The following is a 26,435-nucleotide window of genomic DNA, read 5'->3' on the forward strand; positions in this document are numbered from 1 at the left end:
CTGTCGCGGATCCGATCCAGCTCTCGTGGAGTGGTCAATCTTTCGAAACGCGCTGTGCGTGAAGCTCCCGGTCGCTGGCCGGGGAAGGGCGCTGGCCCCCCAAATTCAGGCATGGGACATCTTGCAAGAGCCAGCCGCGTCTTGGGCACAGGCCGCCCAAGCTTCGCGCGAATGTTCCAGAGCAAAACGTCATTTAGATCTGTCAGGATCTGTCGTGGCGCGCTGTCGCTGTAAGCGAAGGTCGGATGGCGGCGCCGTATCGTGGCCCTTTGATCCGCAGGCCCCGGCGTGCGCTCTGCAAAGACGCAAAAACGGAACTTTTCCGCCGGTTTGCGCGTTTCGTGACGGTATTCTGCACCGATACCCGACAGAGGAGACCGCCCGATGGATCTGACATTCCTGCTCGTGACGCTGGCGCTAGGCACCATGCTCGCCGTGGTTCTGTTCGCGCTGCTCAGCAAGAAAAACGTCGAGGATCGCCGCAACGATCCCGACAGCAAGAGAAGCACCTTGGCCAAGGACGGCCCATCGCATGGGGCGCCGCAAGACGTGTAAAGGCCAGACCATGAGCCGACCGACAGAAAACGGCCCCGCAAGAAATGCAGGGCCGTTGCCGGGTTGCGCAGTCTAGTTCTTTTCCTTGTCGACCATCTTGCCGGCGGAAATCCACGGCATCATGCCGCGCAGCTTTTGGCCGACTTCCTCGATCTGATGCGCGTCGTTCATCCGGCGCGTGCCCTTGAAGAAAGGTTGACCCACGGCATTTTCCTGCATGAAGTCGCGCACGAATTTGCCGGTCTGAATGTCGGTCAGGATCGCCTTCATCCGCGCTTTGGTCTCGTCATAAGGCAGCACGCGCGGCCCGGAGACATACTCGCCATATTCGGCGGTGTTCGAGATCGAGTAATTCATGTTGGCGATGCCGCCTTCATAGATCAGATCGACGATCAGCTTGACCTCATGCAGACACTCGAAATAGGCCATCTCGGGGGCATAGCCGGCCTCGACCAGGGTCTCGAACCCCATGCGGATCAGCTCCACCAGACCGCCGCAGAGCACGGCCTGCTCACCGAACAGATCGGTCTCGCATTCCTCACGGAAATTCGTCTCGATTATGCCGGAGCGGCCGCCGCCAATGGCTGAGCAATAGGACAGGCCAATCTCAAGCGCCTTGCCCGACGCGTCGTTGTCCACGGCCACCAGGCAGGGCACGCCACCGCCCTTGGTGTATTCGCCGCGCACGGTATGACCCGGGCCCTTGGGCGCCATCATGATCACATCGACACCGGGTTTCGGCTCGATCAGGCCGAAATGCACGTTCAGACCGTGGGCAAAGGCAATCGCGGCACCCTCACGGATGTTATCATGCACATATTTACGATAGGTTTCGGCCTGCAATTCATCGGGCATGGTGAACATGATCAGGTCGGCCCATGCGGCGGCCTCGGCGATGCCCATAACCTTGAGCCCTTCGCCTTCGGCCTTCTTGGCGCTGGCCGATCCATCGCGGAGCGCGACGACCAGGTTCTTGGCACCGCTGTCGCGCAGGTTCAGCGCGTGAGCGTGGCCCTGGCTGCCATAGCCCAGAATGGCCACTTTCTTGTCCTTGATCAGGTTGATGTCGCAATCGCGGTCATAATAAACGCGCATGATATGGGTCCTTTCGGTTCGTGATGTCGATGTTCTACGCGCCACCGGCCGGGCAATACAGATATGATGAGTGTATTTCTGGAGCCAATTACGATAAATTCATTCTCTGCAAAGGCTATTTCGGGAATCATCATGCTCAAGGACGAAGATCGCCGCATCCTCCGATACCTTCAGTCGGACCCGACCTTGTCCCATGCGGAGCTTGCCGAACGGACACGGCTCAGCCCGCAAAGCATCACCCGCCGCATCGCCCGCCTGGAGGAGGTTGGCATTCTCAAAGGCGTCTGCGCCCGGATCGATTGGCAAAAGCTGGGCTACAGCGTGGAGGTGTCGTTGCGCTTTACGCTCGACAAGACCCAGCCGCGTGCCTTTGACGAGTTTCTCGACGCGGCCCGTTCGGTGCCGGAGGTTCTGGAAATGCAGACCTTCCTGGGTCGTGTCGATGTGCGCCTGTCGGTGATCGCCCGCGATATGGCGCATTATCAGGAGGTCTACCGCGACCGCATTCTGACCCTGCCGCATATCGCCGAGATCGAGGCGCTGATGCATGTCGCCCGCATCAAATCCGAAGAGGCGTTGCCGATATGAGCGATCTGGACGATCTCGACCGCAAACTGCTCACCGCGCTGGCCCACGACGCACGCCAAAGCGCAGGCGCCCTCGCGCGCCGGTTCGGTGTGTCGCAACCCGCCGCCTGGCGGCGCATCAAACGGTTGCAGGAGGCGGGCATTCTGGCGGGCCGCCGTCTGATGCTGGATGCGGACAAGCTGGGCTACGGTGTGACGGTCTTTCTCGGCATCAAGCTGGCCACCAAGGGCCGCGTCAGCCTGGATGATTTCGAGCGTGCGGTTTCCGCGATTCCCGAGGTGCAGACGGTCGAACATGTGCTGGGACTCTATGACTACCGGCTGCGCGTGGTCGCGCGCGATCTTCCGGATTTCGAGCGGATTCTCAGACGCCGGATCATGACCCTGCCCGGCGCGGGCGAGGTTGAGGCCAATGTGCTCTTGAGTGAAGAACGCCGACCGGGTCCGCTTGGCTAGCATCGTGGGCGCGGGTTTCGGATGGGCAACATGGCACGCGGTCTGTCTCGGCCTATGCGGCAACGAGGCCTTTGCCTCTGTTCGGGACCACCGCTACATCTGCGAGGCAACGTGGAAAAGGAAACGATGATGGCCGCTCTGCTCGATACCGTGGACCCTGACGGGCTTGAAGAATTCTCGGTCGTCTTCACCGACCGATCCCTTAATCATATGTCGGCGGCCTTTCAGAAGGTCATGACCGATATCTCCGAGATGCTTAAAGAGGTCTATAACGCCGATAACGTGGCTGTCATTCCCGGTGGCGGCACCTACGCGATGGAAGCCGTCGCGCGCCAGTTTGCCCGTGGCGCCAACGTGATGGTGGTGCGCAACGGCTGGTTCTCCTACCGCTGGAGCCAGATTTTCGAGGCCGGAGATCTGACCGCCTCGACCACCGTGCTCAAAGCGCGCCGCGCGGGCAATCAAAGCCAGACGCCCTTCGCGCCCGCCCCGATCGAGGATGTCGTGGCCACCATCCGGGCCGAAAAGCCGGACATCGTTTTCGCCCCGCATGTGGAAACCAGTGCCGGTGTGATCCTGCCAGACACCTATATCTCAGCTATGGCCTCGGCGGCCCATGAGGTCGGCGCGCTGATGGTCCTCGATTGCATCGCCTCGGGCTGTGCCTGGGTCGACATGACCGCCACCGGCGTCGATGTCCTGATCTCCGCCCCGCAAAAGGGCTGGAGCGCGCAGCCTTGCGCGGGCCTCGTGATGCTCTCGGACCGGGCCGAGGCACGCCTGGCCGAGACGACCTCCGACAGCTTTGCCATTGATCTCAAGAAATGGCGCCAGATCATGCAGACCTATGAAGACGGCGGTCACGCCTATCATGCCACGATGCCCACCGATGGGTTGCGCGCATTTCGCGACACGATGCGCGAGACGCGCAACTACGGCTTTGACCGGCTCAAGCAGGCGCAATGGGCGCTCGGCGACGCGGTGCGCGCCATGATGGCCGAAAAGGGCATCGTTTCCGTGGCCGCCGATGGCTTCGGTGCGCCGGGCGTCGTGGTCTGCTACACCACCGATCCCGATATCCAGTCCGGCAAGGCCTTCGCCGAACACGGCATGCAGATCGCGGCCGGTGTGCCCCTGCAATGCGACGAGCCCGCCGATTACAGAAGCTTCCGCATCGGTCTTTTCGGCCTCGACAAGCTCTACGATGTCGCGGGCACCGTTGCGCGCTTGCGCCGCGTGGTGGACCAGGTGCTCTGAAGGCTTTCTTGTCTTTCCAAATACCGGCGGGGGTCTGGGGGCTGGCCCCCAGTCCGGCACTGATCCCTCAGCGCACGCCCAGCCCCATCTGCATCAAGGTCCGCCGTACCGGTGCCAGCGCGTAAAGCGCATCCAGACCCTTGGCGCGGGCATCACGCAACGGCTGCCCGCTCACCATTGACGCCCGGTTGAGCAGATCGATGCCTTGTGCCCTGAGCCGGATCTCACCGATGCGCGCGCGATGATAGGCGTCCAGCATCTGCGCGTCCCCCAACCCCTCGGGGCGCGCGTCCGCCAGATCCAGCAGACAGCGCAGATCGGCCAGCGACATGTTCAGCCCCTGTGCGCCAATCGGGGGAACCACATGGGCCGCCTCCGCCATCAGCGCCAGCCGCTCGCCCGCAAGCCGCTCGGCCTCTTGGGTGATGATCGGCCAGATCGTGCGACGTGAGGCCAGGGTGAAGGGGCCGAACAGATGGCAGGACCGCACCGACATCGCGGTCTCAAAGGCCGGGATATCCATCTGCAATAGCTCGGCCGCCTTGGGTCCTTCCTCCATCCACACCACGGCAGAGGAGGGGCGCCCGTCATAATCCGGCAGGGGCACCAATGTGAATGGACCGCCCGTGCGGTGGATTTCGGTCGAGACATTGTCATGCGGGATCGGGTGGGTGACGGCAAAGGCCAGCGCCTTTTGCCCATAGCGCTTGATGCGGGTACCAATCCCCGCCGCCTCCCGCATGGGCGAGGCGCGCCCGTCACAGGCCAGTACCAGCCGGGTGCGGATGCGACCGCCATCGCTCAGACCCACCCGGGCCTCGGCCTGGCGGGTAAAAAGCGTGGTGGTCGCCGTCCCGGGGCGGAAATCGACATTTTCGATCTCGGCCAGCCGCGCCACCAATTCGCGCCGCAACAGCCAATTGGGCAGGTTCCACCCGAATGGCTGGTCCGAGATATCGGCGGCGTTGAATTCGCGCGTGACACGCGGGGTCGCGATCTCCCCGCCTGCATCGACGATGCGCATGATCTGCAACGGCGCGGCATGCGGGGCAAATCGCCCCCAAAGCCCCGCACGCTCCAAAAGCGCGCGCGCCGGTTGCAGGATCGCGGTGGTCCGCAGATCGGACCCATCCGCATCGCGGTCCGTGACGGGGGGGGCCGGGTCGACGCAGATCACACGGAATCCGGCCACAGCCAAACAGGCCGCTGCCGTCAGCCCTGCGATCCCGCCCCCGGAAATCAGGATGTCACAGTCAAAATCCATTGATACCGCTCCTTTCCCGGCAATCTAGGCCAGGCCCGGAAGGGTGCCAAGCGACATCCTGACGCCGCGGGCCTATCCCCAGGAGTAGAGCACGAGCAGAACAAACATGATCGGCACAAGGGCCAGCGCGGGCAGATAGAGCCCCGGCAGACCAAAGACCAGAACGGCCGACATCCACAGGCTCACAAAGGCTACCAACGCGAACCAGATATTGTCCTTGTCACCGAACAGCAGATCGCGCGCGACCCAGCCGATAACCGGAATAGCCAGAAAAAGCCGCATCCAAAACGGGTGGCGGTGGGGGATATAGGCAGCACTCATGTGATCGTTTCTCCTGTTTAGCACGGTCAGCCTGAGATAGGCGTTCTGCGGCAGCGGAGGAGGGCCAAACTGTCGCATTTCCGATGGTTTAGATAAGGTTTTTCAGAAAGGACGTAAGGTCATCTGTGTGATGGTGAATATGGTCGGCCTCGACCGGGGTTTCGGCTACGTGAACCGTGCGCATGCCCATTTCGTGCGGCGCTGTCAGATTGCGCGGATCATCCTCGAACATGGCCGCTTTTCCGGGCTCAATCCCGTCCTGGCCAAAGATCTCTTCAAAGGCGGCGCGTTCGGGTTTTGGGCGAAAGCCTGCATGTTCGACGCCGTAGACGGCGTCAAACAGACCGCTCAATCCCCGCGCCTCCAGAACGCGTTCGGCATAGGGCGCGGTGCCGTTGGTGTAGACGATCCGCCGCCCGGGCAGGGCGCGGATGTGGCCGGCCAGGTCCGCGTCGGTTTCCAGGTGATCCAGAGAGATATCGTGCACATCGGTCAGATAAGGCCCTGGATCCACTTGGTGTTCGCGCATTAATCCGGCCAGAGTGGTGCCGTAGAGCTGCCAGTAATGGCGGCGCAGGTGATCGGCTTGGGGTTTCTCCACGCCCAAGGCGTCCATCACGAACTGTGTCATGCGCACCTCGATCTGATCGAAGAGCCGCGCGCGGGGCGGGTACAAGGTGTTATCGAGATCGAACACCCATTGTGAAACATGTGAGAATGCATCTTTTACCATGTCATCGGTCCTAGGATGCTCAGGCGCGGAATTCAACGGCGGGCTTGATTGAACAGCCACTCAAACGCTAGACAGGCACATCCAGAGATCTGATGGCAGACCATGACGCAAAAACCGCCCGTGCAAACAGACGCGTATAGCCTGATCCTCGAAGCGATCGATATGGGGGTCTATAAGCCCGGCGACCGGCTTGTGGAAAGCGATCTTGCGGATCGGTTCGGCGTGTCGCGCACGCCAATCCGCGAGGCGTTGCAACGGCTTGAAACGCAATCGCTTTTGGAGCGTGACGGGCGGTCCTTGATCGTCGCTTCGCTCGATCATAACCAGATGTCCGAGCTTTATATCGTCCGGCGCGAGCTGGAAGGGTTGGCGGCCCGGCTGGCCGCGCGACATGCCACGCCCGAGGAGGTCGCGCTTTTGCGGGCGATGGTGACGGCCGATGATGCGCTGATCAATGATCCCGCCGCCCTGGCGCGGGCAAACAGGCGCTTTCACAAACAGATCCATCTGGCCTCCCATAACCGCTATCTGGTTCAGCAGCTAGACCTGGTGCATCGCACAATGGCGCTTATGGCGACGACCTCGCTTGCCGCCGATGGTCGTGGTGAGATCGCGCAGAGCGAGCATGACGGGATCGTGCGTGCGATTGAGGCGCGTGACGAGGAAGCCGCAGATCACGCGCTGTGCGAGCATATCTCCATCGCTTTCATGACCCGGCTGAAACAGGATGCCGACCGGCGCGAGGCGCAAGGGTAACACCGCAGCCTGCATCTATTGCGTGTTGGAGGACGCCTGGGTCTCCAGCTCGGGCTGGGAATGCCCGTGTTGGGTCTTGTCCCAGTAAAACGGCTTGGCCATCACTTCGTAGAGGGCCTTGTATCCGGCCAGCGCGCCCAGCGGGAAATAGACCGGCAGGGTCACGGCCCAGGGCATCAGAAACCTGTGTTCGTTGCTGGAAACGGCGATCAGCGCCACGATCAGATTGACCAGTTCCGTCACGAAGAACAGCCCAAAGATCAGCGTCAGAACCGTTGTGGAGTAGTAATCCTCGGTCGGGTGGCGCAACGCAAAGGCCTTGAGCCAGAAACTCCACAACAGGGGCGCCAGCAGGAACTGCGACAGCGTGCCCACAAAAAACGCCTGGAGGCCCAAAAACCGCTTCCAGCCGATATCGGCGAGCAAGGCGCGCGGATGGCGCATATGGACACCATAGGTCACCATGAACCCCTTGAGCCAGCGTGAGCGCTGTTTGACCCAGCGCCAGGGCCTGCAATTGGCCTCTTCGTGGGTGGCGGTCAGGATCAGTTCGGTGCGATAGCCAAACCGCGCGATCCGCACGCCCAGATCGGCATCCTCGGTCACGTTATGGGCGTCCCAGCCCCCCATTTCGTGGATCTTGTCGCGCCGCAGAAAGAGGGTGGTACCGCCCAGCGGGATCACCAGACCCAGCCGCGCCAGGCCCGGCAGAACGACCCGGAACCAGCTAGCGTACTCGATTGTGAAACACCGCGCGAGCCAGTTGGCACGGGGGTTATAGTAATCCAATATGCCTTGCAAACACGCGACATCCGGGGCGGCATTGGCGAAATGGGCGGCTACACGCTCCAGCTGGTCGGGGGCGGGGGCGTCTTCGGCATCCCAGATCCCGATAATCTCGCCCCGGCAGAAATCCAGCGCATAGTTCAGCGCGCGGGGTTTGGTGGTGATGCCGCCGCCATCCGGGACTTCGACCACGCGGATCCATCCGGGTAAATCGCAGCGGGCCAGGGCCTCGCGGGTCAGTGTATCCTTTTCCTCCAGCACCAGAATGACGTCCATCAGAACCCGAGGATAGGTCAGCCGATGCAGGCGCTTGATCAGCGCCCCGGCAATCTCGGTTTCGCGAAACAGAGGCACCATAACCGAGATCCGGGGCAATCGCTCTGGCGGCTGGTGTGGTGTGGCCGCGGGGCCGGGCACGTTCGGTTTGAGATGGGAGAGGGTGCCCACCAGTTTGAGAGCGGTGATGAAAAGGAGGCAGATCAACGCAACCGTGCAGAGCATCGCGGTTACCAGCGTCGGAGCGGTCACCAGACACGCCAGGAACGCCGCCGCCGCCACGAGGATCGCCGCCAGGGTGGTTCGGCTGATCGGGCGCCAGTGTCGACAGCTGAACCGGTGATCCACGCGCGCCTCGGCAAAGGCGGTCAGCTCCTCTCGCAATGTCCGTGCGATGGCGTCCATCACGTGGCCTTCCGATGCCAGCACCGGGACGATGGGCGGAAACTCCTTTGGCAATTCGGCTTGCAGCGCGCGGATCGCGTCTGGTCGGTCCCCGGCCACCAGAACGGCGTTACCCAGCCGCATCCAAGGCAGGCACCGGTGTTTGATCCAAAGATCGCGCGGGGCCAATCGGACCAGCTTCGGATCGGGCGGTTCAGCTTTCAGATCCACGATGTAAAGGGCGCTCTGTGCGGCGATGGCGGCCAGAACGTCCGCGTCGGTAGTGGCCCCGGCAGAGACGAGGATGTCACCAAGCGGGGCGTCAACGCTCTGTTGTCTTTCCAGGGCACGGACAAGCTGTGCCGACGTGATCTTGCCGGCTTCGACCAGATATCGGCCCAAGGGGCGGCGATCCTGATCAAAGGGCGCGGTCCGGATCGGAGTGTGCAGGGATAGCCGCGCTTCGCTCATAGGCTTTGCCTTGGTCAATGACTAAGGCAGGCATGGCAACCCTTAGTTAATGGGAGGTAAATTCACCCCGCATTACTGCGACATTCTGTCATTTTGTGTGTCCATCGCGTTGGCAAAGCGCTCAAAGAGGTAAAAACTGTCCTGCGGCCCGGGCGAGGCTTCGGGGTGGTATTGCACCGAATAGACGGGGCGATCGGCCATCCGGATACCACAGTTCGAGCCGTCAAACAGCGAGCGGTGGGTTTCCAGAACGCCCTCGGGCAGGGTCTGGGCGTCTACCGCGAAACCGTGATTCATCGACGTAATCTCGACCTTGCCGGTTTCCATATCCTTGACGGGATGGTTTGCGCCGTGATGGCCGTGGTTCATCTTGACCGTTTTGGCCCCCAGCGCGAGGGCGAGCATCTGATGGCCCAGGCAGATCCCGAATACCGGCATCTCTGACCGTTCAAGCACGTCCCGGATCATCGGCACCGCATAGCGGCCGGTCGCAGCCGGATCGCCGGGCCCGTTCGACAGAAACAGGCCATCGGGCCGATACGACAGGACATCCTCGGCGGTGGCGGTCGCGGGCAGGACGGTCACATCGCACCCGGCACTGGCCAGGCAACGCAGGATGTTGCGTTTGGCCCCGTAATCGACGGCGACCACTTTGAACTTGGGATCGCTCTGGCGGGTATAGCCTTCGGGCCAGGCCCACCGCATCTCGTCCCAGCGATAGGATTGCGCGCAGGTGACCTTGCGGGCCAGATCCATCCCTTCGAGGCCCGCAAACCCGCGCGCCGCCGCGACCAGCGCTGCGATATCGAACTGACCGCTGGGATCGTGGGCCAGAGCCACATGCGGCGCGCCCTGTTGGCGGATTGCGCGGGTCAGGCGACGGGTGTCGACGCCCCCGATGGCAATACGTCCGCGCCGGGTCAGCCAGGTCTTCAGCTCCTCGGCCGCACGCCAGTTCGAGGGCGTGGTCGGATCCCATTTGACCACCATGCCCTCGGCGACCGGATCGCCGGTCTCGTCATCATCGGGGTTCACGCCGACATTGCCGATATGCGGAAAAGTAAAGGTCACGACCTGCCCGGCGTAAGAAGGGTCGGTCATGATCTCTTGATAGCCGGTCATCGCGGTATTGAAGCACAGCTCTGCCACCGTCTGACCGGTGGCGCCGAACCCCTGTCCGTAAAACACCGTCCCATCGGCAAGGGCAAGGCAGGCGGTCGGTGTTTGGGGGGCTGCGGGGGCCATGGCGTGGCGATCTCCTCGATGCGCAAATTGGTGGCGGTATAGGGCCAAGGAGGGGGCAAGGTCAAGTCTGCACAAATATTAGGAGAGTGAGTAAAAACAATAGGTTATCTGACACGACCCTCGGTTGAACTGTGCATTTTCATCCGGTACTGTTAAAGGCTGATCACCCAGGGGATGGGACGACACATGGACATGCGCGAACGGGTCAACACGGCCCTGAAACAAGCGATGAAGGACAAGGCAGCCGGGCGGCTATCGACCCTTCGGCTGATCAATGCGGCTATCAAGGACAAGGATATCGAGGCCCGTGGCACCGGTGAGGGCGCCGGTGTCGGTGACGCCGAAGTTCTTGCGATCCTTGGCAAAATGACCAAGCAGCGGCAGGAAAGCGCGCGCGCCTACGAAGAGGGTGGGCGGCTGGATCTGGCCGAGCAGGAGCGTAGCGAGATCGGCGTGATCGAAGAGTTTCTGCCGCGTCAACTGACCGAGGCCGAGGTTGCAAAGGCCATCGATGCCGCCATCGCCGAGAGCGGTGCAGATTCGATCCGCGACATGGGCAAGGTGATGGGCGCGCTCAAGGGCAGGTATACCGGTCAGATGGATTTCGGCATGGTCGGCCCGATGGTCAAGGATCGCCTCTGCGCGTCTTAGGGGCGGTGCAGGGCGCGCGACAGTTCGTCATAAAGGGCAAGCCGCTCGTCCTCGGACAAGAACGCACCGATTTCCACGTTGCGCCCATTGCCCGATAACGTGACATAATGCGGGACGGGACCGTCCCGTACATGCATCTCGGTGCGGGCCCAATAGCGATTGCAATCCCATTCCTGAACCTCACCGCGCGGGTTGCGTCGCACAAGATGCGCCCGGTCCCCTGACAGCGTGAGCACCTCGATGATCTGCGCATTCTGGCGGGATCGTTTCAGTGCGACCCAGATGCCCGTCAGGGCCAGTAGGATAAAGGGCAGGATGCCCCACAGCACGACCGACCCCAGAAACGGCACCAACGGCACAAGCAGCATTGCAAAGGTGATCGCGATGAATACGGCAAACCCCTTGGGCGCAAGCGATTGATGCGGCCAAAGATGCAGCTCCTGCGCGCCGGGGCGGGTTTCGGATGTTGTCCAGTTGTAAGGCATTTCGCAGTCCTCAGTTCGTTTTAGCATGCCACCCCAAGCTGTCGAGAGGCCAATCCGCCGCCCCTGCAAGACGCCGAGAATTTGCCGAAACCTTTAGCCAAATCGCCCTGGCGAAAACGAGGTGCTTTAACCATTTTCGCCGATGCTGAGCGATGATGAGTTTTGACATCTTTGGCATCGACAATGAATTTGCCGCCTCGACGGGCGACAGGGTGAATGCCTATGGCACGTCATCCATCTTCGACTATCCCCCAAACGGATCCAAGGATCTGGTCATCTCCACGCAGAGTGGCGATTCCGATCCGCGCCTGTTCGAGATCGGTGACACCTATGACCTCGCCTGGGGCGGGCAGGGTGGAGGGGGGGCGATCCAGAATGCCTCCGTCATCCGCAGCGATCTGGCTCCGGACGGCGGTGGCGGCGGGATTATCGTGTTCGAGGGTGTGGATGATCAAGGTGACATCGCTCAGATCATCTGGACGCCGGGCTTTGATCTGGAGGAATGGTACTGGGATCATTACCGGCCATCGGAAGAGCCGGGGTTTTACAGCTATGATACCCAACCGGCCTATAGCCACACCTATGTCTGTTTTGCCGCGGAAACGCGGATCGCGACACCCTATGGCGCCCTGCCTGTTGGCGCGTTGCGGGTCGGGCACCGCGTTGTGACCCTGGATCATGGTCCCCGCGTGTTGCGCTGGGTCGGTCGGCGGCGCATGGGCGGCCAGGGCGCCTCTACGCCGGTGGTGTTTGAGACCGGTGCGCTGGGCAATTCCAGCCCGCTGCGCGTCTCGCAACAGCACCGGATGATGTTGCGAGACCATCGCGCGGAACTGCTTTTTGGATATGCGGAGGTTCTGGTTCCGGCCAAGGCGCTTGTCGGATGGCGCAAGACCCGCCTCGCCCCCTGTGCGGAGTTGACCTATATCCACCTGCTGCTGGACACTCATGAGATCCTCGATGCCGAAGGGGCGCCCTGTGAAAGCCTGTTTTGCGGCCCCCTCAGTCGGACGATGGCTGAGGCGGATACGTTCGTCCTGCCCGATGGGGAGGAGTGCGCGATCACCCACAGACAAACGGCGCGACCGGTCCTCAGCTATGCAGAGACGCGCGTGCTTCTGGATCTGCCTCTCGTGGCGCCCCAGCCCCAGCCGGCTCTCGTTTAGCCAAGCGGTCGGGCCAAACCAAAACGCCCCGGCGCGAGGGCCGGGGCGTTCCGTGATTTGGGTTGGGCACGTGTCGGGCCTTAGTGGGCGTGGGTCTTGTCCCAGTCTTCCCGCTTGGGCAGCTGCTCGAACGTGTGTTCGGGCGGCGGCGAGGGCAACGTCCATTCCAGCGTGTCTGCGTATTCGTTCCAGGGATTGTTCTCTGTCACGCGAGCCCCACGCCACAGCGTGTAGGCGATGACCCCAAAGAAGAACACGAACGATCCAAAGGCAATAAAGGCACCGATCGACGACCAGTAGTTCCAGAGTGCATAGGCCTCGGGATAGTCGATATACCGGCGCGGCATGCCCTGACGGCCCAGGAAGTGCTGCGGGAAGAACGTCAGGTTCGAGCCGATGAACATCGCCCAGAAATGCAGCTTGCCGGCCCATTCAGGATACATCCGGCCCGTCATCTTGGGCAGGTAGAAATAGATCCCCGCAAAGATGGCGAACACGGCGCCCAGGCTCATCACATAGTGGAAATGCGCCACGACATAGTAGGTATCGTGGTAATAGCGGTCCACGGCAGCCTGGCTGAGCACAATGCCGGTCACGCCGCCGACGGTGAAGAGGAAGAGAAAGCCAAACGCCCAGAGCATCGGTGTCTTGAACTCGATCGAGCCGCCCCACATCGTGGCGATCCAGCTGAACACCTTCACCCCTGTGGGCACGGCGATCACCATTGTGGCCAGCATGAAATAGGCCTGCTGGTTCAGCGACATGCCGACTGTGTACATGTGGTGAGCCCACACGACGAAGCCCAGCGCACCGATTGCGATCAGCGCCCAGACCATTGGCAGGTAGCCAAAGATCGGTTTGCGCGCGAAGGTCGCAATGACGTGGCTTATGATACCAAAGCCAGGCAGGATGATGATATAGACCTCAGGATGGCCAAAGAACCAGAGAATGTGCTGATAAAGCACCGGGTCGCCGCCACCGGCCGGATCAAAGAAGGTAAAACCAAAGTTCCGATCCATCAGCAGCATGGTGATGGCCCCTGCCAGAACCGGCAGCGCAAGCAGGATCAGCCAGGATGTCACGAAGATCGACCACGAGAAGAGCGGCACCTTAAAGAGCGTCATGCCCGGCGCGCGCATATTCAGGAATGTGGTAATCATGTTGATCGCGCCCAGGATCGACGACGCACCCGAGACGTGTACCGCAAAGATCGCCAGGTCCATCGACCATCCCGATTCGATGGTTGAAAGCGGTGGATAAAGCACCCAGCCCACGCCCGATCCCAACTGGTCATTGCCACCGGGGCTGAGCACCGAGGCGATCGCCAGGGTTGTGCCCGCGACGTAAAGCCAGAAGCTGAGATTGTTCATGCGCGGGAACGCCATATCCGGCGCGCCGATCTGCAACGGCATGAAATAGTTGCCAAATCCACCGAATAGCGCGGGAATCACGACAAAGAACATCATCAGGATGCCGTGCCCAGTGATCAGCACGTTCCACAGATGGCCATTGGGCGTACAGGTCGCTGACGGATCGGCAATCAGCCGTGCGCCCTCAAGGCACATGTACTGAACACCGGGCTCCATCAGCTCAAGCCGCATGTAAATCGTGAATGCCACTGAGACAAATCCGACCAACGCCGACGTAATCAGGTACAAGATCCCGATGTCTTTGTGATTGGTGGACATGAACCAGCGGGTGAAAAAGCCGCGCTGATCCTCATGCTCGTGGCCATGAATGGCTGCATCTGCCATCGGGGTCGCCTCCTGCTGTCTTCGCTGCGCGCACCACAGGGTGCAGATGCGCAGAGTTCTAGCCGGTTCTAGGATGTCAGGGCGGTCCCTTCAATGGGCGAAATTGATAAGGATCAAGATAAATGGCCGCACCTCTATGCGGCCAATAGGGTTTCTGCGGTCTGGGGCCTGGACCCTGCGCCGGGCTGCGTGTGGTCAACCCGTTCTGTCTGGGCCGACGCGCTTGACGAGGGTGGCGTTGCGCCGCACAAACGCGCAGAGCGGAGCGAGAGGGATCCCATCATGACGGCCTATGACACAGATAACATCTTTGCCAAGATTCTGCGCGGGGAAGTCCCGTCGATCAAGCTCTTTGAAGATGAAGACACCTTGTGCTTCATGGATATCATGCCCCGCTCCGATGGCCATTGCCTGGTGATCCCGAAAACGCCCTGCCGCAATGTGTTCGATGCCAGTGAAACCCAGCTGGCATCCGTGATGAAGACGGTGCAGATCATGTCGCGGGCGGTGATGACCGCATTCAAGGCCGATGGCGTTACGCTGCAACAGTTCAACGAGGCCGCAGGCGGGCAGGAGGTGTTTCACCTTCATTTTCATGTCCTGCCGCGCCACGCTGGTGTTTCGCTGCGTCCGCCGGGAAAGATGGCCGAGATGGATGTCCTGCAAGCCCAGGCGGAAAAGATCCGCGCGGCGCTTGAGTAGCGCCCCCAGAAACTGACGCAGTTTCTGGCCAGATTTTGTGTCAAAATCTGCTCGGTTCCACCATGTTCGCCTCGAATGTCGCCTTGAGCGCGACGTCGAGGTCTTCCAGTGTCACCGGAAGTCCCAGATCCACCAGGCTGGTGACGCCGTAATCGGTGATCCCGCACGGAACGATCCCCGAAAAATGCTCCAGATCCGGCTCGACGTTGATCGAAATGCCATGGAAGCTGACCCATTTGCGCAGCCGTATGCCGATCGCCGCGATCTTGTCTTCCGCCATGCGACCATCTGTTAGGGGCGGGCGATCGGGCCGCTCGATCCAGACGCCGACCCGACCGTCGCGGATGTGACCGGTCAGGCCAAACGTGCCCAGGGTCTGGATCACCCAATCCTCCAGGCTCTTGACGAACGTCCGCACATCCCGTCCGCGTTTTTCCAGATCAAGCATGACATAAACCACGCGCTGTCCTGGCCCGTGATATGTGTATTGCCCGCCGCGCCGGGCCTCAAAGACCGGAAAACGGTGCGGATCGGTCAGGTCTTCGATCCGCGCGCTTGTGCCGGCTGTGTAAAGTGGCGGGTGTTCCAGGAGCCAGACCGCCTCCTCTGCTTGCCCCGCACGGATCGCCGCCACGCGATCTTCCATGAACGCAAGCGCATCCGGGTAGCTGACGGGCCTATCCGATCTAACCCATTCAATCATTTCGATACTTCGGATCTGCGCGCGACAAAGATGGCATTGCCGGAAGTCCGCCCAGTATTTTGGTGCATCAGGGGCGTCATTCTGCTACGACTATTCTCATAAAGACGGGTCTTATTTTCTTTGGAGGGATATACAAATGAAAACAAAATACCTCATTTCAACTCTTTTTGCGGCCGCTTTGATCACCGCACCTGCAAGCCGGGTGTCTGCCGATGCAGGGGATTTTGTGGCCGGTGCGATCATCGGCGGCATCATAGGCAACGCAGCCAAAAAGAACAATCGCACCAGCACCAAGCGGCACTCCGGCGTCCCGAGATCTCAGGAAGGCCGCGATATCCAGACGTCTCTGAACTACTTTGGCTTCAATGCAGGCTCGGTTGACGGGCAGCTTGGACGCCAGTCCCGTGCGGCGGTGTCGCGGTATCAGGCTTACATGGGATATCCTGCGACCGGGCAGCTGACCCAGTTCGAGAAAGATTTCCTTATTTCATCCTACTACCGTGCGCAATCAGGTGGCCAGGCGACCACTCAGCTTGTCCTCTCGACACCGGACGGAACACGCGGTCTTTTGACCATCTACCGCGATGAACAATTGAATGGTGGCCGCGGCACGGCATCCATTAGAGGGCACTATGGCCTGCCACCGGTTGTGGCGCAGGCCGTGAATGAAATCGCCAAAAGCTCGGATCCATCCGCCGAACAGCTTGTCCAGCGGTCGGGCTTTATTCAGCTTTCCGATATGAATGGCGATGGGCAGACCGATTATATACTCGATACCTCCGTTACGGGCAGCGCATTCTGGTGTAATGCCCAGAACTGTGCGGTAAGGGTCTTCGTTTCCACGCCCGAGGGGTATGTGCGCAACGACTTTCAGGCCTTCAACGTGACCCCCGCGATGTTCTCGTGCCTGCGGGGCACCTGTTCACAAGTTCAGGCACCGACGCAACTGGCGCTTGCGCCTGCCGCACCGCAAGCCGATCAATCGCAATTGCCGCCGGTGACAAGCGTGGTGGCGCCCGGTGTCGGAACTCCGGTTGCCACGGCACAGCCCGTTGTCAAAGCCGCCCCTGCGGCGGCGTCCGCCGCACCGGCCTTGCCCTCGTTCCTGGGCGGAGCCGTCGCTGCGCCATCGCTGGCCTCGCATTGCAACAAGGTCAGCCTGCTCACGTCCTCTAATGGCGGGTTTACCACGCTCGACACCATGCATGACCCGGCCTTTGTCCTCAGCGAACAGCTTTGTCTGGCGCGCACCTATGCGATCGCGCAATCCGAAGAGATGGTTTCAAAGGTGCAAGGGTTCACGCCCCAGCAGATCGAAGCACAATGCGAAGGGTTTGGACCGGCGATGAAGGATCATGTCGCGGCGCTGTCCTTGAAAGCGCAACCGGCCGTCCAGCAGGACGTTGCCAGTTTCATCCTGTCGACCGGCATGTCGCCCGCGCAGCTGAAAGGGACCGCAAAGATCTGCCTGGGTGTCGGGTACAGCAAGGACAACATGGACGTTGCACTGGGCTCGGCGTTGCTGCTCACCGCTTTGGGGCAAACCGTTTACGCGGAATTGATGGGCCATCACCTTGCTCAGGGCTTTGGAACAGCCAAACGCACGGATATGGCGGTTGAGTGGTACCAGCAATCGGTTCAGGCGGCTGACAACGGAGCCGAATTGGTCTTTGCGCCGGGACAGCCTGAGCGGACAGATCTGATCCGGCAGGTCTCTTTGCAACTGTCGGGACAAGCGCAGGGATCGGCGGCGTCGCCGATCCAGGCCGTCACAACCTTGCCGGTTTTTTCGGTCGATCAGTGATCCGATACGGTCGAAGATACGGCGCCCTGCCGAAACACCATGCGGCAGGGCGCAGGTCAAAAAAGCATCTTCACAACGCGCGCGACTCTCGATAAACCGCCCCTACCAAGTTCAGGACAGTGCGGTCGTGGCGGAATTGGTAGACGCGCAGCGTTGAGGTCGCTGTGGGGTAACACCCGTGGAAGTTCGAGTCTTCTCGACCGCACCATTTCACATTTCGATGTGATCTTGTCGAAAAACTCAAAGATTACAGACGGTTGCGGAGTTCGAAATCCGTTTTGGCGGTCGTAGCCCAAGGGGGCTTTGAAAGCTGTTTTCAGGACCGTCTTTCGGGCGCTGGGTGATCCATTTTCGTATATATTCCAAGGGTTTGAGAGAAAGCCGCGTAAGAGTTCGAAAATCTGCCCCATGGTTGCCTTCGGTTGCGTGCTTTGGGTCAGTTTGTCGCTCAGCAAGAGCTTTTCCTCTTCCAATTTCGCGATCTTAGCCTCGAGCGCACCAACCACTTTGGGCTGTGACGTTTCAACCAACCGTTCCAGCAGAGCATCTTGTTGTTTGTCCAACGTGTTGATCTGTCGCTTGAATTCGGACTTGGCTAGCGCACTTTGATCCATGCGCTGGCCCCAAGCATCTTTCAGCATGGCCAGGGCGATATCCAAGAGCTGCTTGGACGGGGTGAGGCTTTTCAAGATCGCCTCAAAGCCAGTATCGATCTTCTCCGCTCGAATGCTCTTGCGGCATTCGGGGCAGCCACGTGTCTGGCACCAGTAGTACGGGTATTTCCGATACTTGCCCTTGGACCAGCAGGCGGTCATCGGTTGATCGCAACAAGCGCAGGTGATCGCTCCGCGCAGCGGGAAGTCATCACGGATGTCCTTTCGTGCCGGGGCGACGGGTCTGGCTGCTTTGCGGGCTTGGATCGCTTCATATGTCTCTAGGGAGATTATCGGCTCGTGATGACCTTTGCGCCGGGCAATGCCCCACGGCGCGTGTTCAATGTAGCCCGCATAGATCACACGGTTGAGCATATCGCTGACCTTTTGCTGGCGGATTTGACCGTTAGGCAGGTCTTTCGGAAAGGCAGGCTGGGCCTCAAAGAAGCGTTTCAGTTCCGCCTGTGACGCAATGCGTCCAGAGGCATAGCCTTCCAGCCCTTCTTGAATGATGGAAGCAATCGGCTCATCCCGCGTCAGCAGTTTCCCATGCGATCCGGTCTTTTTGTACTGATAGCCGATGGGCGCACAGAAGACGGCATAGCCGTTCATCATCCGCCCCTTCATGCGGTTGGAGGTCTGTTCGGCGTTTTTCTCCCGTTGATGTTGTGCCACCGAGGCCAGCATATGTTCGACCAGACGCGAGTCGCTGTCTTCGCCGAACTCAATCGACGGGCTTTCGAGAACACCGCCCGCATCACTCAGCGTTTCCCGCAGTTTGATATGCGCCTGCACACTGCGGGCGAAGCGGCTGATATCGTCAATGATAACAACCACCGAGCCTTTGGGATGCAATCGCAGAAAAGCCAGCATCCGATCCATGGCGGGGCGGCGTTCAAACTTGCCGGACATGTCATCGGCGAAGACTTCAACGACATCATAGTCTTTATAGGTGGCATATTCGCGGCAGCGGTTTTCTTGGGAGGCGAGCCCGTCGCCTTCACGAACCTGTTTGGCCCCGGACACCCGGGCGTAAATCACCGCTTTGGTTGGTTTCTGGGTTTGATCTACTCCTGCCATACGTCCTCCTCTTCCGCGTTAATTTGTGCGGCCTGTCTGTTGAACAAGGATACCAGATCGATGGACTCGTTCTCTAAAGGTTCCTGATCTTCTCCACAGATTTGTTGGACGGGGTTCAGATCAAAGCCGAGATCGACAAACATCACGACAATCGACCACAGGGTTTCGATCAGCTCCTTTTGCTGATCCAGTGGCATGTCGGTGTTGTCCAGCATGGCAGCATAAAGCTCCCAATCGATGCTCAAGGTTGGGCGGGGGATGGGCGATGACAATTCATCATGTGGCGCTTGGGGCATGCGCGCTCCTTTCTTCAATGGGTTTTGGGAAATGCGTGTCTCATCGGGCCTGCTTTTCGAAGGCGTAATATGAGAACAAATATAGAACATAGTCTCACACTTCCCGTGATCACGCAAGGAAAATATTCCCATCATTCCATACGCTTACGCGATGCATACCATTGAAGGACGGCAGCGGCTGGCGGTGTTCCAACGGTGACATCGGGTGGAAAGTCTTCGCGAAGGCTTGGCTTGCGATCCCGACCCCGATAGCTATGGCCCATGCACTTCGATCCGAAGAACAAAGAACACAAAGCCCGGCTTTACCGCGCAGTGGTGGCCGCAGCAGAGCTTACCAATGAGCGCTTTGACGATTTTCTGCAAACCCCGTTCAACCCGCCCTGGGCGCTTGCACCCAACTATCGCCGCAATCTACAGCGCGGGGATTATTCCGCCATCAGAGCACAAATGCTCTATGAATTCCTACAGGATCATCACTTCGCAGCCGCCCATCGCGAAGCCCCGGACATCTTTTCCCACAGCCCGGCCTTGCGCTGGCGGGAAATCCTGGATCAACGCGCATCGACCAATACGTTCAAGCTGGTCCTGGTCAAACGAGCGTTCGGTGTGGTCGAACGGCAGAGCCGACTCAGTGCTGCCGACACGACGATCAAGCTGGGGCAGGAGTTCTGCCTTGAACTGATAAGTGATATGGAAGGCTATGCGCTCGCCCTGCAAGGCCAGCGTGACACATGGCATGTCATTGAGATCGGTCCCAATGGTGAGCTGGTGGTTCCGATTCAGGCGGGCAAGGTCCTCCTGCCATACGCCCAGGACCGACGCCCCGATCCGCTATCGGAAAACCGAGATGTAGGATTGCATGACTTCGTCATTGTCACCTCTGCAGTCGAGACAATCCCGGTGACGGTGGATTGGCTCATCACATGGGTGAATGACGTCCCTTGTCAGCTCCATCGGGCATCGGTCAGAATCGTTGAGTGACAACGGTGCACCACAAGCACTTTCTGGGCACAGAGCGGCGCTCAGAAACAACATACAAGGGGGTGTGGATGCCCCGGTTCTGAAATCGCGTTGGTCGGTCTTGGAACTACTGATCAGGTGCAGTCAGGTGTCCGGCCTCGAAGTTGCCGCGACACAGGGCGGCGGGCCTTTATGGAGATACGCGAGCCAGGTCCCAATCACTTATGCGGTCTACTACGACCAGCCTTATATTCTGGGTTTTCTGAACGATCTCTTGATCCGTGTTCCGTAACTTTCCTTCGCCTTTCAGTCCTGCCGGTATCCGGCTGTCGTTACATTATGCGGCAGCGCGAATTTCGTAATCTCTCTCAGTCACCATCATCGCCCACAGGCGGCGGGCCATCCGGTTCGCAAGCGCCACAGCAGCCACCATGCGGGGCTTTCTCTTCAGCATATCAGCCAGCCAAGGATCATCGCAACGACCTTTCTTCTCAGCCGCACTGATCACTGACATCGCGCCAGTGACGAGCAGCCGACGTACGTCACGCTGTCCCATTTTCGTCACCCGTCCAAATCGCTCTTTCCCGCCGGTCGAAATTTGCCGTGGCACCAACCCCAGCCACGCTGCGAACCCACGACCATGATCAAAGCTCTTGGCGTCGGGGCAGAACGCCTGAATGGCCACGGCGGTAATCGGCCCGACACCAGGCATTGTTCGCAAGAGGCGCGCTTCTGACGACGCGTCGGCGATCTTCTTCAAGGCCTTGTCGATTTCACCAACGGTGTTCGTAAGCTCTGCGATGTCCTTTGCAAGTCGTTGCGCCATGTCGAAAACGGGAGCGGGCAGGTCTTCTTGGCATTCACAGCAAGCCGACACCATCCGTGCAACACTTGCGCGCGCAGATGGTAGTAAGACGCCATACTCGGCCAGATGTCCGCGCAGCGCATTAATGAGCCGGGTGCGCTGCCGCAGATAAAGGTCACGACTGCGAAACAGAACGGCTTGAGCTTGCTGCTCTTTTGATTTCACTGCGACAGAACTCATCGACGGGCGCAATGCCGCCTCAACGATGGCTTCGGCATCGACAGCGTCGTTCTTGTGCCGCTTCACAAAGGGTTTCACATAGCCTGGCGGGATTAGGTGGACGGTGTGACCATGGCTTTCGGCTTCGCGACCCCAATGGTGGGCGGTGGAGCATGCTTCCATGGCAACCACGCAAGTCGGTGTGCTGGCTAGGAATCTTTGGAACTGTGGACGACTGAGTTTCTTGCGAAACAGAACGCGCCCGCTCTTGTCTGCGCCGTGAACCTGAAAAACGCGCTTGGCCAGATCGACCCCGACGATGTGTAGCTCTTCCATATGTACTTCCTCCTCTTTGCAACCAGTCTTGGTCGAAACGGTTCAGTTGTGAACTGGCAGGAGGGGCATCCAATCCATCACTTATGCGCCTTCGGCATGAGTTTAGGTGGATTCACAACCATAGACGGCATCAAGATCGATTTACTCGACTCTGAAGCCAAGATTTGACACGAGATCGTTGTCAGCAACTAGCTTTGACTGGCGAGCTTCAACGGCCTGCTTCACTACTCGTGCTAGAGCCTCGGGAAACCCGCGCGCACTATCAGATTGAAAATCAAGCCACTTTTGAATTTCTGAAACAGTACCACTTATCTTGGATTTCACTTTTTCAGGGGACAGATCGGTTCCACTGACTGAGAAAACGATTGAATTCCCTTCAACACGCCCACGCGGTATGCTGGTCGTCCAAGTGTTCGGCTTGATATTAAACATGCCAGCGTCTCCAGTGAAAGGCAGCCTGACATCAATTGCGGTGCCTTTGATGTAATGAGGGGGATCATCGCCCCAAGAGCGCCGCCGATTGTGGCTCACATCAATTTCGATCTCGCGTTGTTTTACAGTGATATTCTCGGGGTCGAGCACAGGAGGTTCGAGTGAGTATTTTTCGCAAAGCTCTGCGATGATCTCGTCAACATCTCGTCCCTCGAAGTCGGAATCCGCCAACCTGTCAGCATCCTTCCTCGCGGCTTCTTGCTGCGCGTGAACGACAGCAGACCATTCATATTTCCAGAACAGAACTTCATCACGCATCGGTTAGTTCTCCTTCTTTCACAGAACTGTCACGTTCGTAATCGTCAGTGTGGTATTCCAGCTTTGGAGGCACCTCGGTCATAGCATAATGAACAAATTGCCGTCCTAGTGACGTCAGTTCATATCCTTTTTCATCATCGAACGCAGACTTTAGCGTTTGGCTGGCAGGCCCCCGGCGCTTCGGCGCGGTTTGTTTGATGAAATTTCCAAAAGCATCCGTGGGACGGTGCTGTCTGATCACGTGTCCGGTCGATAGATCATGGAAGAGCAATTTGTATAGGTCTGCTTCAGCTGAGTCTTCGCGTGGTCGCGTTTGTCGTAGCCGCTGCCAAATTTCACCACGAGTGATCCCGTCATTGTTGTATATTTCAGCAATGACTAGGAAATGCAGCTCGGAATACGAGTGAAGCCAGTCTAAGAACAAATGCACAACGTCATCGGACGTCAAATCTGTCGCTGCGGCGTTAGAGAGTATGTTACGTACAAACTCGCGTTTCTTGTTACTCTCAGCTCCGGCCCAATCCCGGAAAGCTTTCTTGACCAGGGACTTGTACTCTTGGGTGCTGACGCGTTCGGCAATTGCCTCGTCATGTAGATCAAGGCGCATGGCGATTTCAGCGACAGTTTGCTGTTTCTCGCGCATCTCATCTTCCATCATGGCAAGCCAATGCTTGATGAACTCATTGAGGCGCTTCTGCTCTTGTTCGGACCAATAGCCCGCAGCGGCGGAAAATATCCCTCCTACAAAAGGAACTGCACCAGCAACCTGTAGCGCACCGCGCGCTGCCTTATGCCATTTTTTTCTTTTAGGCTCATTTTCTTTATTTGTCTCGTCGGCCTTTGCCATTTCAGACTCCCAGAAAAACGTCGCCATCCTCCCAGAGCCTCTATATCGACCCACCTTGCGACCAGATGCCACATGATGTGGTGGTTACCGGGGCGTTGCACAAGGCCTTGGTTCAACCCAGCAGCGATTTTTTGGGGCGCCGCGCCCTTTATGGTGCATAACTCATGATTTCCGCACCATCCCGTCACACCAACGAAATCAACGGGGCAGGGTGGTGCGCAACTCTGGTGCAGTTCGTAGGCCGCGTTCAAACATCAAGCGTTCTGCACATGTCCGAGCGTCCATTTGCTTGCTTGGCCTCGGGGAGGCCGAGTAGCAACCATTACTCAGAACAATAAGTCACTGTGACGGTTTCACCAGATTCAAAACTCTTGTGTGCTTCCTCGAGTCCGTCAAACTCCAGCCGCGCGACATAACCATCTTCTCCCCTTGGTTCGAAGGAAAGACAAGCTTGTCGCTGTTCTATGTCCTTTAGGAAGGAAACGCGTGGGTTCTCGAGTATCGCCCCCCAAAATGTGCTCCGGTAGCTATACTCCCGATCCGGAGGGAGAGGCCGAAAAGCCATTATTTGCGGCCGAATTTCAGACGCAATTTGCAAGTCTATCGCGCGCGGCATGTTGTTGTCGTGCTCTTTTTGAAACCGGGTTAAAGTGGGGCCAATCGTCGTCCATTCGTTAAGGTCAACGAATACGGGACCGCTCACTTCGCCACCGGCGTTGTAGAACAGGCGGAGCACAAAGGTGACCAGAAAAAGCAATGCAATTCCGCCAGCAGCCTTCACGGAAAACCCTGATACGTTGCCTTCAACATTAAAAGCACCGCCTAGGACCCAAACGCCAGCAGTTGCGGCAACCAATCCGAGCAGGAAGTCAGCAAGAACGGCAAGGCCAGTGCCGGGCGGAGCGCCTACAGTAAGCAACTGTACGATCAAAAGCACAAGCAGAACCCCAACAACTACTAGGGCACGCCAAGTTCCAGGGGGCATTTCTGGGATGGGAGAAGGTTGTTCTGACATAGCTTCAGAACTCTGGTTCAAACGGGCAACTACCCACAAGATTGAGGTTTAGCTCAAAATATTGCTCAGACTGGCCAAAAATGAAACACCCATGCCCAAATTGCCCCGCGAATTGTTGAAAATCTTGTCGGTCAATATCGTCAGCACACATAATGGTAGCAAGGCTGAGTTCTTGGGCAAAAGACATTGCATTTTGTGTCAATTCAGGGAAAAGCAGAGCAGCCTCATCTTCGCCACTGAAGCTAAGCCCCGTTATTAGAATAGCAGATTGTAAGAAGCCAGGATCGATATCCTCTCTGGCCAAGCATCTTCGAAAATTCTCACTAGGAAGATCACTTTGCCAAATGGATATGGCAGTGCTGAATGTTAACGGAAACGTTCCGGAAAATTGTTGATCAAGCGCCGTAATTGCACCCGGATTACGTATGAGCTGAGACGCGTTTGCGCCTGTTTCATCTAAGGAACATTGATTGTTGCTCCAAGTCTTGGAGCAGGTTGTTGTCACAGTTGCAGATGCGTTGTCGATCTCTGGGCTGCAATCACAGCTGCCAGCCAAGCATACACCGGTTGTCGAAAGTAGAAGCAAAATAAAACAAAGGGTTCTCATGTTTTTCCTTCCAAATAAACCAAAGAAGATGCTTGAAAACTATCTAGCCAGTATGGATTCAATCAAGAAAACTGGGCCAATGAGCGGGCATTTTTCATCTCCAATAGTAGCTTTCAGCTGTGTATAAGTCACGGTTTTTGAACGGTGCAAAGAATCTTATAAAATCTGAACTTAGCAGCGTGCAATACTTACAGGAAGAAGTCTATAGTTAGCACTATTGGTAATAGTGTTAAGGGAAACATTGCCGATCATCCCCAAACGCGTGGGATGACACGAGGATTCCGCTTCGCAGCTTAACGGTTATCAGGTAAACTGTTAAACATGAGCGAAATGCGCCTCTACGATCCTGCCGGAAACCGGCTTTACCTTAACGCCGAGGAGCGGGCGGCTTTCCTGGCTGTTGCGCGCAAGCAGCCCGCGCGTGACCGCACTTTGTGCGAGACGTTGCACTTCACTGGATGCCGACCATCCGAGCTGCTGGAGATCACACCCGCCCGCGTGGACCTCTCAGGCGGCACCATCGCAATCCGCAGCTTGAAGAAGCGCAAAGATGCCACAGGCCGCCAGAAGGTGATCTACCGGACGGTGCCCGTGCCGCCGGATTATCTCGATACGCTCATTACTGCCCACGGTATCCGTGAGGCTCAGAAATCGCGGAAACAGGCAAATGCGCCGATCTGGGCGTTGAGCCGCGTGCGGGTGTGGCAGATCGTCAAGCGCATCATGATTGAAGCCGGTCTCCCCGACGCCCCGCAGCGTAGCCCCAAGGGCCTGCGGCACGGCTTCGGGATCAACGCTACCGTGAACGGCATTCCGCTTCACATGCTGCAAAAATGGATGGGCATGCGCAGCTCTCAACGACGGCGATCTACGCAGATGCGGTCGGCAAGGAAGAACAAGACATTGCATCAAGGATGTGGGGGTAGGCCATGCATCTGATCCGAACAGAGCCCGAGGCCAACCGGCACCGCTTCTGCCGTATGGACATCGTGCCGGGCCTTTTCGGCGATTGGGGGTTGGTGCGAGAGTGGGCGCGCGTCGGGCGGGCCGGTCAGCTGCGCATCGATTGGTTTGACACCGAAGCCGACGCCAAGGACGCTGGTTTCGCGTTGTACATGAAAAAGGCAAAGCGTGGTTACGAGTGACCGCCGGGATGTTGCGCAAATGTGTGCGCAATCATGGCGTTCCGCAATACGGCTGCGCGCGAGCTAAGTCTTTGATTGAACCGCCGCTTGTTTGCCGGAGACCCAGAAGTAAGGATACTGGGTTATGGAAAAGAAGAACTTTGGAAAGAGATATCCGGACGAACTGCGTGCACGTGCTGTGCGCATGGGATTGGATCACGGGAGGGAAAATCGAAGCAGATCATCGGCGATTTCATCGGTTTCCCAAAGGGTGGGGGCAGCGGGGGACCAG

Annotated in this window: 26 protein-coding genes, 1 tRNA gene and 1 pseudogene; 13 read left to right on the forward strand and 15 right to left on the reverse strand. The window is 58.7% G+C overall.

Annotation, left to right across the window (positions count from 1 at the left end):
- Positions 1–384 precede the first annotated feature (384 nt).
- Positions 385–555 (forward strand): hypothetical protein, encoded by a 171-nt coding sequence (locus HEP69_RS07395; RefSeq protein ID WP_290557917.1) that lies wholly within the window; start codon positions 385–387, stop codon positions 553–555.
- Positions 556–627: 72 nt separating this feature from the next.
- Here the strand turns inward: HEP69_RS07395 and ilvC are convergent, their stop codons facing one another.
- Entirely contained in the window at positions 628–1,650 is a 1,023-nt protein-coding gene (gene ilvC, locus HEP69_RS07400; protein WP_290557918.1) for a ketol-acid reductoisomerase, read from the reverse strand.
- A 132-nt stretch (positions 1,651–1,782) separates the two neighbouring features.
- Here ilvC and HEP69_RS07405 point away from each other — a divergent pair, with 132 nt between their 5' ends.
- The 3 genes from HEP69_RS07405 (at position 1,783) to HEP69_RS07415 (ending at position 3,950) form a co-directional block, all read left to right on the forward strand.
- Entirely contained in the window at positions 1,783–2,238 is a 456-nt protein-coding gene (locus HEP69_RS07405; RefSeq protein WP_290557919.1) for an Lrp/AsnC family transcriptional regulator, read from the forward strand.
- Positions 2,235–2,693, forward strand: coding sequence for an Lrp/AsnC family transcriptional regulator (locus HEP69_RS07410; protein ID WP_290557920.1), 459 nt, complete (start codon positions 2,235–2,237; stop codon positions 2,691–2,693). Before HEP69_RS07405 ends, HEP69_RS07410 begins: the two co-directional genes overlap by 4 nt.
- A gap of 129 nt (positions 2,694–2,822) precedes the next feature.
- Positions 2,823–3,950 carry an aminotransferase class V-fold PLP-dependent enzyme gene (locus HEP69_RS07415; RefSeq protein WP_290557921.1) on the forward strand — a complete coding sequence of 376 codons (1,128 nt, stop codon included), beginning with the start codon at positions 2,823–2,825 and terminating at the stop codon, positions 3,948–3,950.
- Between the two features lie 67 nt (positions 3,951–4,017).
- Here HEP69_RS07415 and HEP69_RS07420 read toward each other — a convergent pair whose 3' ends face one another.
- From HEP69_RS07420 to HEP69_RS07430, 3 genes are all read right to left on the reverse strand, one after another.
- Complete coding sequence (locus HEP69_RS07420) at positions 4,018–5,214, reverse strand: UbiH/UbiF family hydroxylase (RefSeq protein ID WP_290557922.1); 1,197 nt, start codon at positions 5,212–5,214, stop codon at positions 4,018–4,020.
- A gap of 72 nt (positions 5,215–5,286) precedes the next feature.
- Positions 5,287–5,535 carry a hypothetical protein gene (locus HEP69_RS07425; RefSeq protein WP_290557923.1) on the reverse strand — a complete coding sequence of 83 codons (249 nt, stop codon included), beginning with the start codon at positions 5,533–5,535 and terminating at the stop codon, positions 5,287–5,289.
- Positions 5,536–5,623: 88 nt separating this feature from the next.
- Positions 5,624–6,268, reverse strand: a complete 645-nt coding sequence (locus tag HEP69_RS07430) for a pyrimidine 5'-nucleotidase (protein WP_290557924.1) — start codon at positions 6,266–6,268, stop codon at positions 5,624–5,626.
- A gap of 102 nt (positions 6,269–6,370) precedes the next feature.
- On the opposite strand from HEP69_RS07430, the gene HEP69_RS07435 reads away from it, so the two are divergent.
- Complete coding sequence (locus HEP69_RS07435; RefSeq protein ID WP_290557925.1) at positions 6,371–7,024, forward strand: GntR family transcriptional regulator; 654 nt, start codon at positions 6,371–6,373, stop codon at positions 7,022–7,024.
- Positions 7,025–7,039: 15 nt separating this feature from the next.
- Here the strand turns inward: HEP69_RS07435 and HEP69_RS07440 are convergent, their stop codons facing one another.
- Together HEP69_RS07440 and carA are read right to left on the reverse strand one after the other, a co-directional pair.
- Positions 7,040–8,941 carry a glycosyltransferase gene (locus HEP69_RS07440; RefSeq protein ID WP_290557926.1) on the reverse strand — a complete coding sequence of 634 codons (1,902 nt, stop codon included), beginning with the start codon at positions 8,939–8,941 and terminating at the stop codon, positions 7,040–7,042.
- A 72-nt stretch (positions 8,942–9,013) separates the two neighbouring features.
- Positions 9,014–10,186 carry a glutamine-hydrolyzing carbamoyl-phosphate synthase small subunit gene (gene carA, locus HEP69_RS07445; protein WP_290557927.1) on the reverse strand — a complete coding sequence of 391 codons (1,173 nt, stop codon included), beginning with the start codon at positions 10,184–10,186 and terminating at the stop codon, positions 9,014–9,016.
- Positions 10,187–10,372: 186 nt separating this feature from the next.
- On the opposite strand from carA, the gene HEP69_RS07450 reads away from it, so the two are divergent.
- Complete coding sequence (locus tag HEP69_RS07450) at positions 10,373–10,837, forward strand: GatB/YqeY domain-containing protein (protein WP_290557928.1); 465 nt, start codon at positions 10,373–10,375, stop codon at positions 10,835–10,837.
- On the opposite strand, the gene HEP69_RS07455 is transcribed toward HEP69_RS07450, so the two are convergent.
- On the reverse strand, positions 10,834–11,322 hold the full coding sequence (locus HEP69_RS07455; protein WP_290557929.1) for a DUF2244 domain-containing protein: 489 nt from the start codon (positions 11,320–11,322) through the stop codon (positions 10,834–10,836). The genes HEP69_RS07450 and HEP69_RS07455 overlap by 4 nt on opposite strands.
- A 155-nt stretch (positions 11,323–11,477) precedes the next feature.
- Between HEP69_RS07455 and HEP69_RS07460 the strand changes: the two genes are divergently transcribed.
- Positions 11,478–12,488 carry a Hint domain-containing protein gene (locus HEP69_RS07460; protein WP_290557930.1) on the forward strand — a complete coding sequence of 337 codons (1,011 nt, stop codon included), beginning with the start codon at positions 11,478–11,480 and terminating at the stop codon, positions 12,486–12,488.
- An 80-nt stretch (positions 12,489–12,568) separates the two neighbouring features.
- On the opposite strand, the gene ctaD is transcribed toward HEP69_RS07460, so the two are convergent.
- Positions 12,569–14,242 carry a cytochrome c oxidase subunit I gene (ctaD, locus tag HEP69_RS07465; RefSeq protein ID WP_290557931.1) on the reverse strand — a complete coding sequence of 558 codons (1,674 nt, stop codon included), beginning with the start codon at positions 14,240–14,242 and terminating at the stop codon, positions 12,569–12,571.
- A gap of 282 nt (positions 14,243–14,524) precedes the next feature.
- On the opposite strand from ctaD, the gene HEP69_RS07470 reads away from it, so the two are divergent.
- Entirely contained in the window at positions 14,525–14,944 is a 420-nt protein-coding gene (locus HEP69_RS07470; protein WP_290557932.1) for an HIT family protein, read from the forward strand.
- Positions 14,945–14,984: 40 nt separating this feature from the next.
- Here the strand turns inward: HEP69_RS07470 and lipB are convergent, their stop codons facing one another.
- Positions 14,985–15,662, reverse strand: a complete 678-nt coding sequence (lipB, locus tag HEP69_RS07475) for a lipoyl(octanoyl) transferase LipB (protein WP_290557943.1) — start codon at positions 15,660–15,662, stop codon at positions 14,985–14,987.
- A 121-nt stretch (positions 15,663–15,783) separates the two neighbouring features.
- On the opposite strand from lipB, the gene HEP69_RS07480 reads away from it, so the two are divergent.
- Positions 15,784–17,451, forward strand: a complete 1,668-nt coding sequence (locus HEP69_RS07480; protein WP_290557933.1) for a peptidoglycan-binding domain-containing protein — start codon at positions 15,784–15,786, stop codon at positions 17,449–17,451.
- A gap of 121 nt (positions 17,452–17,572) precedes the next feature.
- Positions 17,573–17,659 (forward strand) — tRNA-Leu (locus tag HEP69_RS07485).
- A 550-nt stretch (positions 17,660–18,209) separates the two neighbouring features.
- On the opposite strand, the pseudogene HEP69_RS07490 reads toward HEP69_RS07485, so the two are convergent.
- Positions 18,210–19,184, reverse strand: a pseudogene (locus HEP69_RS07490) (recombinase family protein); the annotation flags it as partial.
- Between the two features lie 557 nt (positions 19,185–19,741).
- Here HEP69_RS07490 and HEP69_RS07495 point away from each other — a divergent pair.
- Positions 19,742–20,461: a hypothetical protein gene (locus tag HEP69_RS07495; RefSeq protein ID WP_290557934.1), complete on the forward strand. Its 720-nt coding sequence runs from the start codon at positions 19,742–19,744 to the stop codon at positions 20,459–20,461.
- 316 nt (positions 20,462–20,777) lie between these two features.
- On the opposite strand, the gene HEP69_RS07500 is transcribed toward HEP69_RS07495, so the two are convergent.
- From HEP69_RS07500 to HEP69_RS07520, 5 genes are all read right to left on the reverse strand, one after another.
- On the reverse strand, positions 20,778–21,800 hold the full coding sequence (locus HEP69_RS07500; RefSeq protein ID WP_290557935.1) for an IS110 family transposase: 1,023 nt from the start codon (positions 21,798–21,800) through the stop codon (positions 20,778–20,780).
- A gap of 141 nt (positions 21,801–21,941) precedes the next feature.
- A complete protein-coding gene (locus HEP69_RS07505) occupies positions 21,942–22,550 on the reverse strand; it encodes a hypothetical protein (protein WP_290557936.1) in 609 nt (202 codons plus the stop codon).
- Positions 22,543–23,397, reverse strand: a complete 855-nt coding sequence (locus HEP69_RS07510; protein WP_290557937.1) for a hypothetical protein — start codon at positions 23,395–23,397, stop codon at positions 22,543–22,545. The genes HEP69_RS07505 and HEP69_RS07510 overlap by 8 nt, the downstream gene beginning before the upstream one ends.
- A gap of 322 nt (positions 23,398–23,719) precedes the next feature.
- Positions 23,720–24,334 (reverse strand): hypothetical protein, encoded by a 615-nt coding sequence (locus tag HEP69_RS07515; protein WP_290557938.1) that lies wholly within the window; start codon positions 24,332–24,334, stop codon positions 23,720–23,722.
- Positions 24,335–24,416: 82 nt separating this feature from the next.
- A complete protein-coding gene (locus HEP69_RS07520; protein WP_290557939.1) occupies positions 24,417–25,019 on the reverse strand; it encodes a hypothetical protein in 603 nt (200 codons plus the stop codon).
- Between the two features lie 321 nt (positions 25,020–25,340).
- Between HEP69_RS07520 and HEP69_RS07525 the strand changes: the two genes are divergently transcribed.
- Together HEP69_RS07525 and HEP69_RS07530 are read left to right on the forward strand one after the other, a co-directional pair.
- Positions 25,341–25,958: a tyrosine-type recombinase/integrase gene (locus HEP69_RS07525; RefSeq protein ID WP_290557940.1), complete on the forward strand. Its 618-nt coding sequence runs from the start codon at positions 25,341–25,343 to the stop codon at positions 25,956–25,958.
- Positions 25,949–26,164 carry a WGR domain-containing protein gene (locus HEP69_RS07530; RefSeq protein WP_290557941.1) on the forward strand — a complete coding sequence of 72 codons (216 nt, stop codon included), beginning with the start codon at positions 25,949–25,951 and terminating at the stop codon, positions 26,162–26,164. Before HEP69_RS07525 ends, HEP69_RS07530 begins: the two co-directional genes overlap by 10 nt.
- Positions 26,165–26,435: the final 271 nt, after the last annotated feature.

Source organism: Aestuariivita sp. (genome assembly GCF_021404545.1).
GTDB lineage: Bacteria > Pseudomonadota > Alphaproteobacteria > Rhodobacterales > Rhodobacteraceae > Aestuariivita.

What these genes read in the sequence shown, in the direction of transcription:
- HEP69_RS07395 (WP_290557917.1), top strand. Translation starts at nt 385, where the DNA reads ATGGATCTGACATTCCTGCTCGTGACGCTGGCGCTAGGCACCATGCTC.
- ilvC (WP_290557918.1), bottom strand. Translation starts at nt 1,650, where the DNA reads ATGCGCGTTTATTATGACCGCGATTGCGACATCAACCTGATCAAGGAC.
- HEP69_RS07405 (WP_290557919.1), top strand. Translation starts at nt 1,783, where the DNA reads ATGCTCAAGGACGAAGATCGCCGCATCCTCCGATACCTTCAGTCGGAC.
- HEP69_RS07410 (WP_290557920.1), top strand. Translation starts at nt 2,235, where the DNA reads ATGAGCGATCTGGACGATCTCGACCGCAAACTGCTCACCGCGCTGGCC.
- HEP69_RS07415 (WP_290557921.1), top strand. Translation starts at nt 2,823, where the DNA reads ATGGCCGCTCTGCTCGATACCGTGGACCCTGACGGGCTTGAAGAATTC.
- HEP69_RS07420 (WP_290557922.1), bottom strand. Translation starts at nt 5,214, where the DNA reads ATGGATTTTGACTGTGACATCCTGATTTCCGGGGGCGGGATCGCAGGG.
- HEP69_RS07425 (WP_290557923.1), bottom strand. Translation starts at nt 5,535, where the DNA reads ATGAGTGCTGCCTATATCCCCCACCGCCACCCGTTTTGGATGCGGCTT.
- HEP69_RS07430 (WP_290557924.1), bottom strand. Translation starts at nt 6,268, where the DNA reads ATGGTAAAAGATGCATTCTCACATGTTTCACAATGGGTGTTCGATCTC.
- HEP69_RS07435 (WP_290557925.1), top strand. Translation starts at nt 6,371, where the DNA reads ATGACGCAAAAACCGCCCGTGCAAACAGACGCGTATAGCCTGATCCTC.
- HEP69_RS07440 (WP_290557926.1), bottom strand. Translation starts at nt 8,941, where the DNA reads ATGAGCGAAGCGCGGCTATCCCTGCACACTCCGATCCGGACCGCGCCC.
- carA (WP_290557927.1), bottom strand. Translation starts at nt 10,186, where the DNA reads ATGGCCCCCGCAGCCCCCCAAACACCGACCGCCTGCCTTGCCCTTGCC.
- HEP69_RS07450 (WP_290557928.1), top strand. Translation starts at nt 10,373, where the DNA reads ATGGACATGCGCGAACGGGTCAACACGGCCCTGAAACAAGCGATGAAG.
- HEP69_RS07455 (WP_290557929.1), bottom strand. Translation starts at nt 11,322, where the DNA reads ATGCCTTACAACTGGACAACATCCGAAACCCGCCCCGGCGCGCAGGAG.
- HEP69_RS07460 (WP_290557930.1), top strand. Translation starts at nt 11,478, where the DNA reads ATGAGTTTTGACATCTTTGGCATCGACAATGAATTTGCCGCCTCGACG.
- ctaD (WP_290557931.1), bottom strand. Translation starts at nt 14,242, where the DNA reads ATGGCAGATGCAGCCATTCATGGCCACGAGCATGAGGATCAGCGCGGC.
- HEP69_RS07470 (WP_290557932.1), top strand. Translation starts at nt 14,525, where the DNA reads ATGACGGCCTATGACACAGATAACATCTTTGCCAAGATTCTGCGCGGG.
- HEP69_RS07480 (WP_290557933.1), top strand. Translation starts at nt 15,784, where the DNA reads ATGAAAACAAAATACCTCATTTCAACTCTTTTTGCGGCCGCTTTGATC.
- HEP69_RS07495 (WP_290557934.1), top strand. Translation starts at nt 19,742, where the DNA reads ATGCACTTCGATCCGAAGAACAAAGAACACAAAGCCCGGCTTTACCGC.
- HEP69_RS07500 (WP_290557935.1), bottom strand. Translation starts at nt 21,800, where the DNA reads ATGGAAGAGCTACACATCGTCGGGGTCGATCTGGCCAAGCGCGTTTTT.
- HEP69_RS07505 (WP_290557936.1), bottom strand. Translation starts at nt 22,550, where the DNA reads ATGCGTGATGAAGTTCTGTTCTGGAAATATGAATGGTCTGCTGTCGTT.
- HEP69_RS07510 (WP_290557937.1), bottom strand. Translation starts at nt 23,397, where the DNA reads ATGGCAAAGGCCGACGAGACAAATAAAGAAAATGAGCCTAAAAGAAAA.
- HEP69_RS07520 (WP_290557939.1), bottom strand. Translation starts at nt 25,019, where the DNA reads ATGAGAACCCTTTGTTTTATTTTGCTTCTACTTTCGACAACCGGTGTA.
- HEP69_RS07525 (WP_290557940.1), top strand. Translation starts at nt 25,341, where the DNA reads ATGAGCGAAATGCGCCTCTACGATCCTGCCGGAAACCGGCTTTACCTT.
- HEP69_RS07530 (WP_290557941.1), top strand. Translation starts at nt 25,949, where the DNA reads ATGCATCTGATCCGAACAGAGCCCGAGGCCAACCGGCACCGCTTCTGC.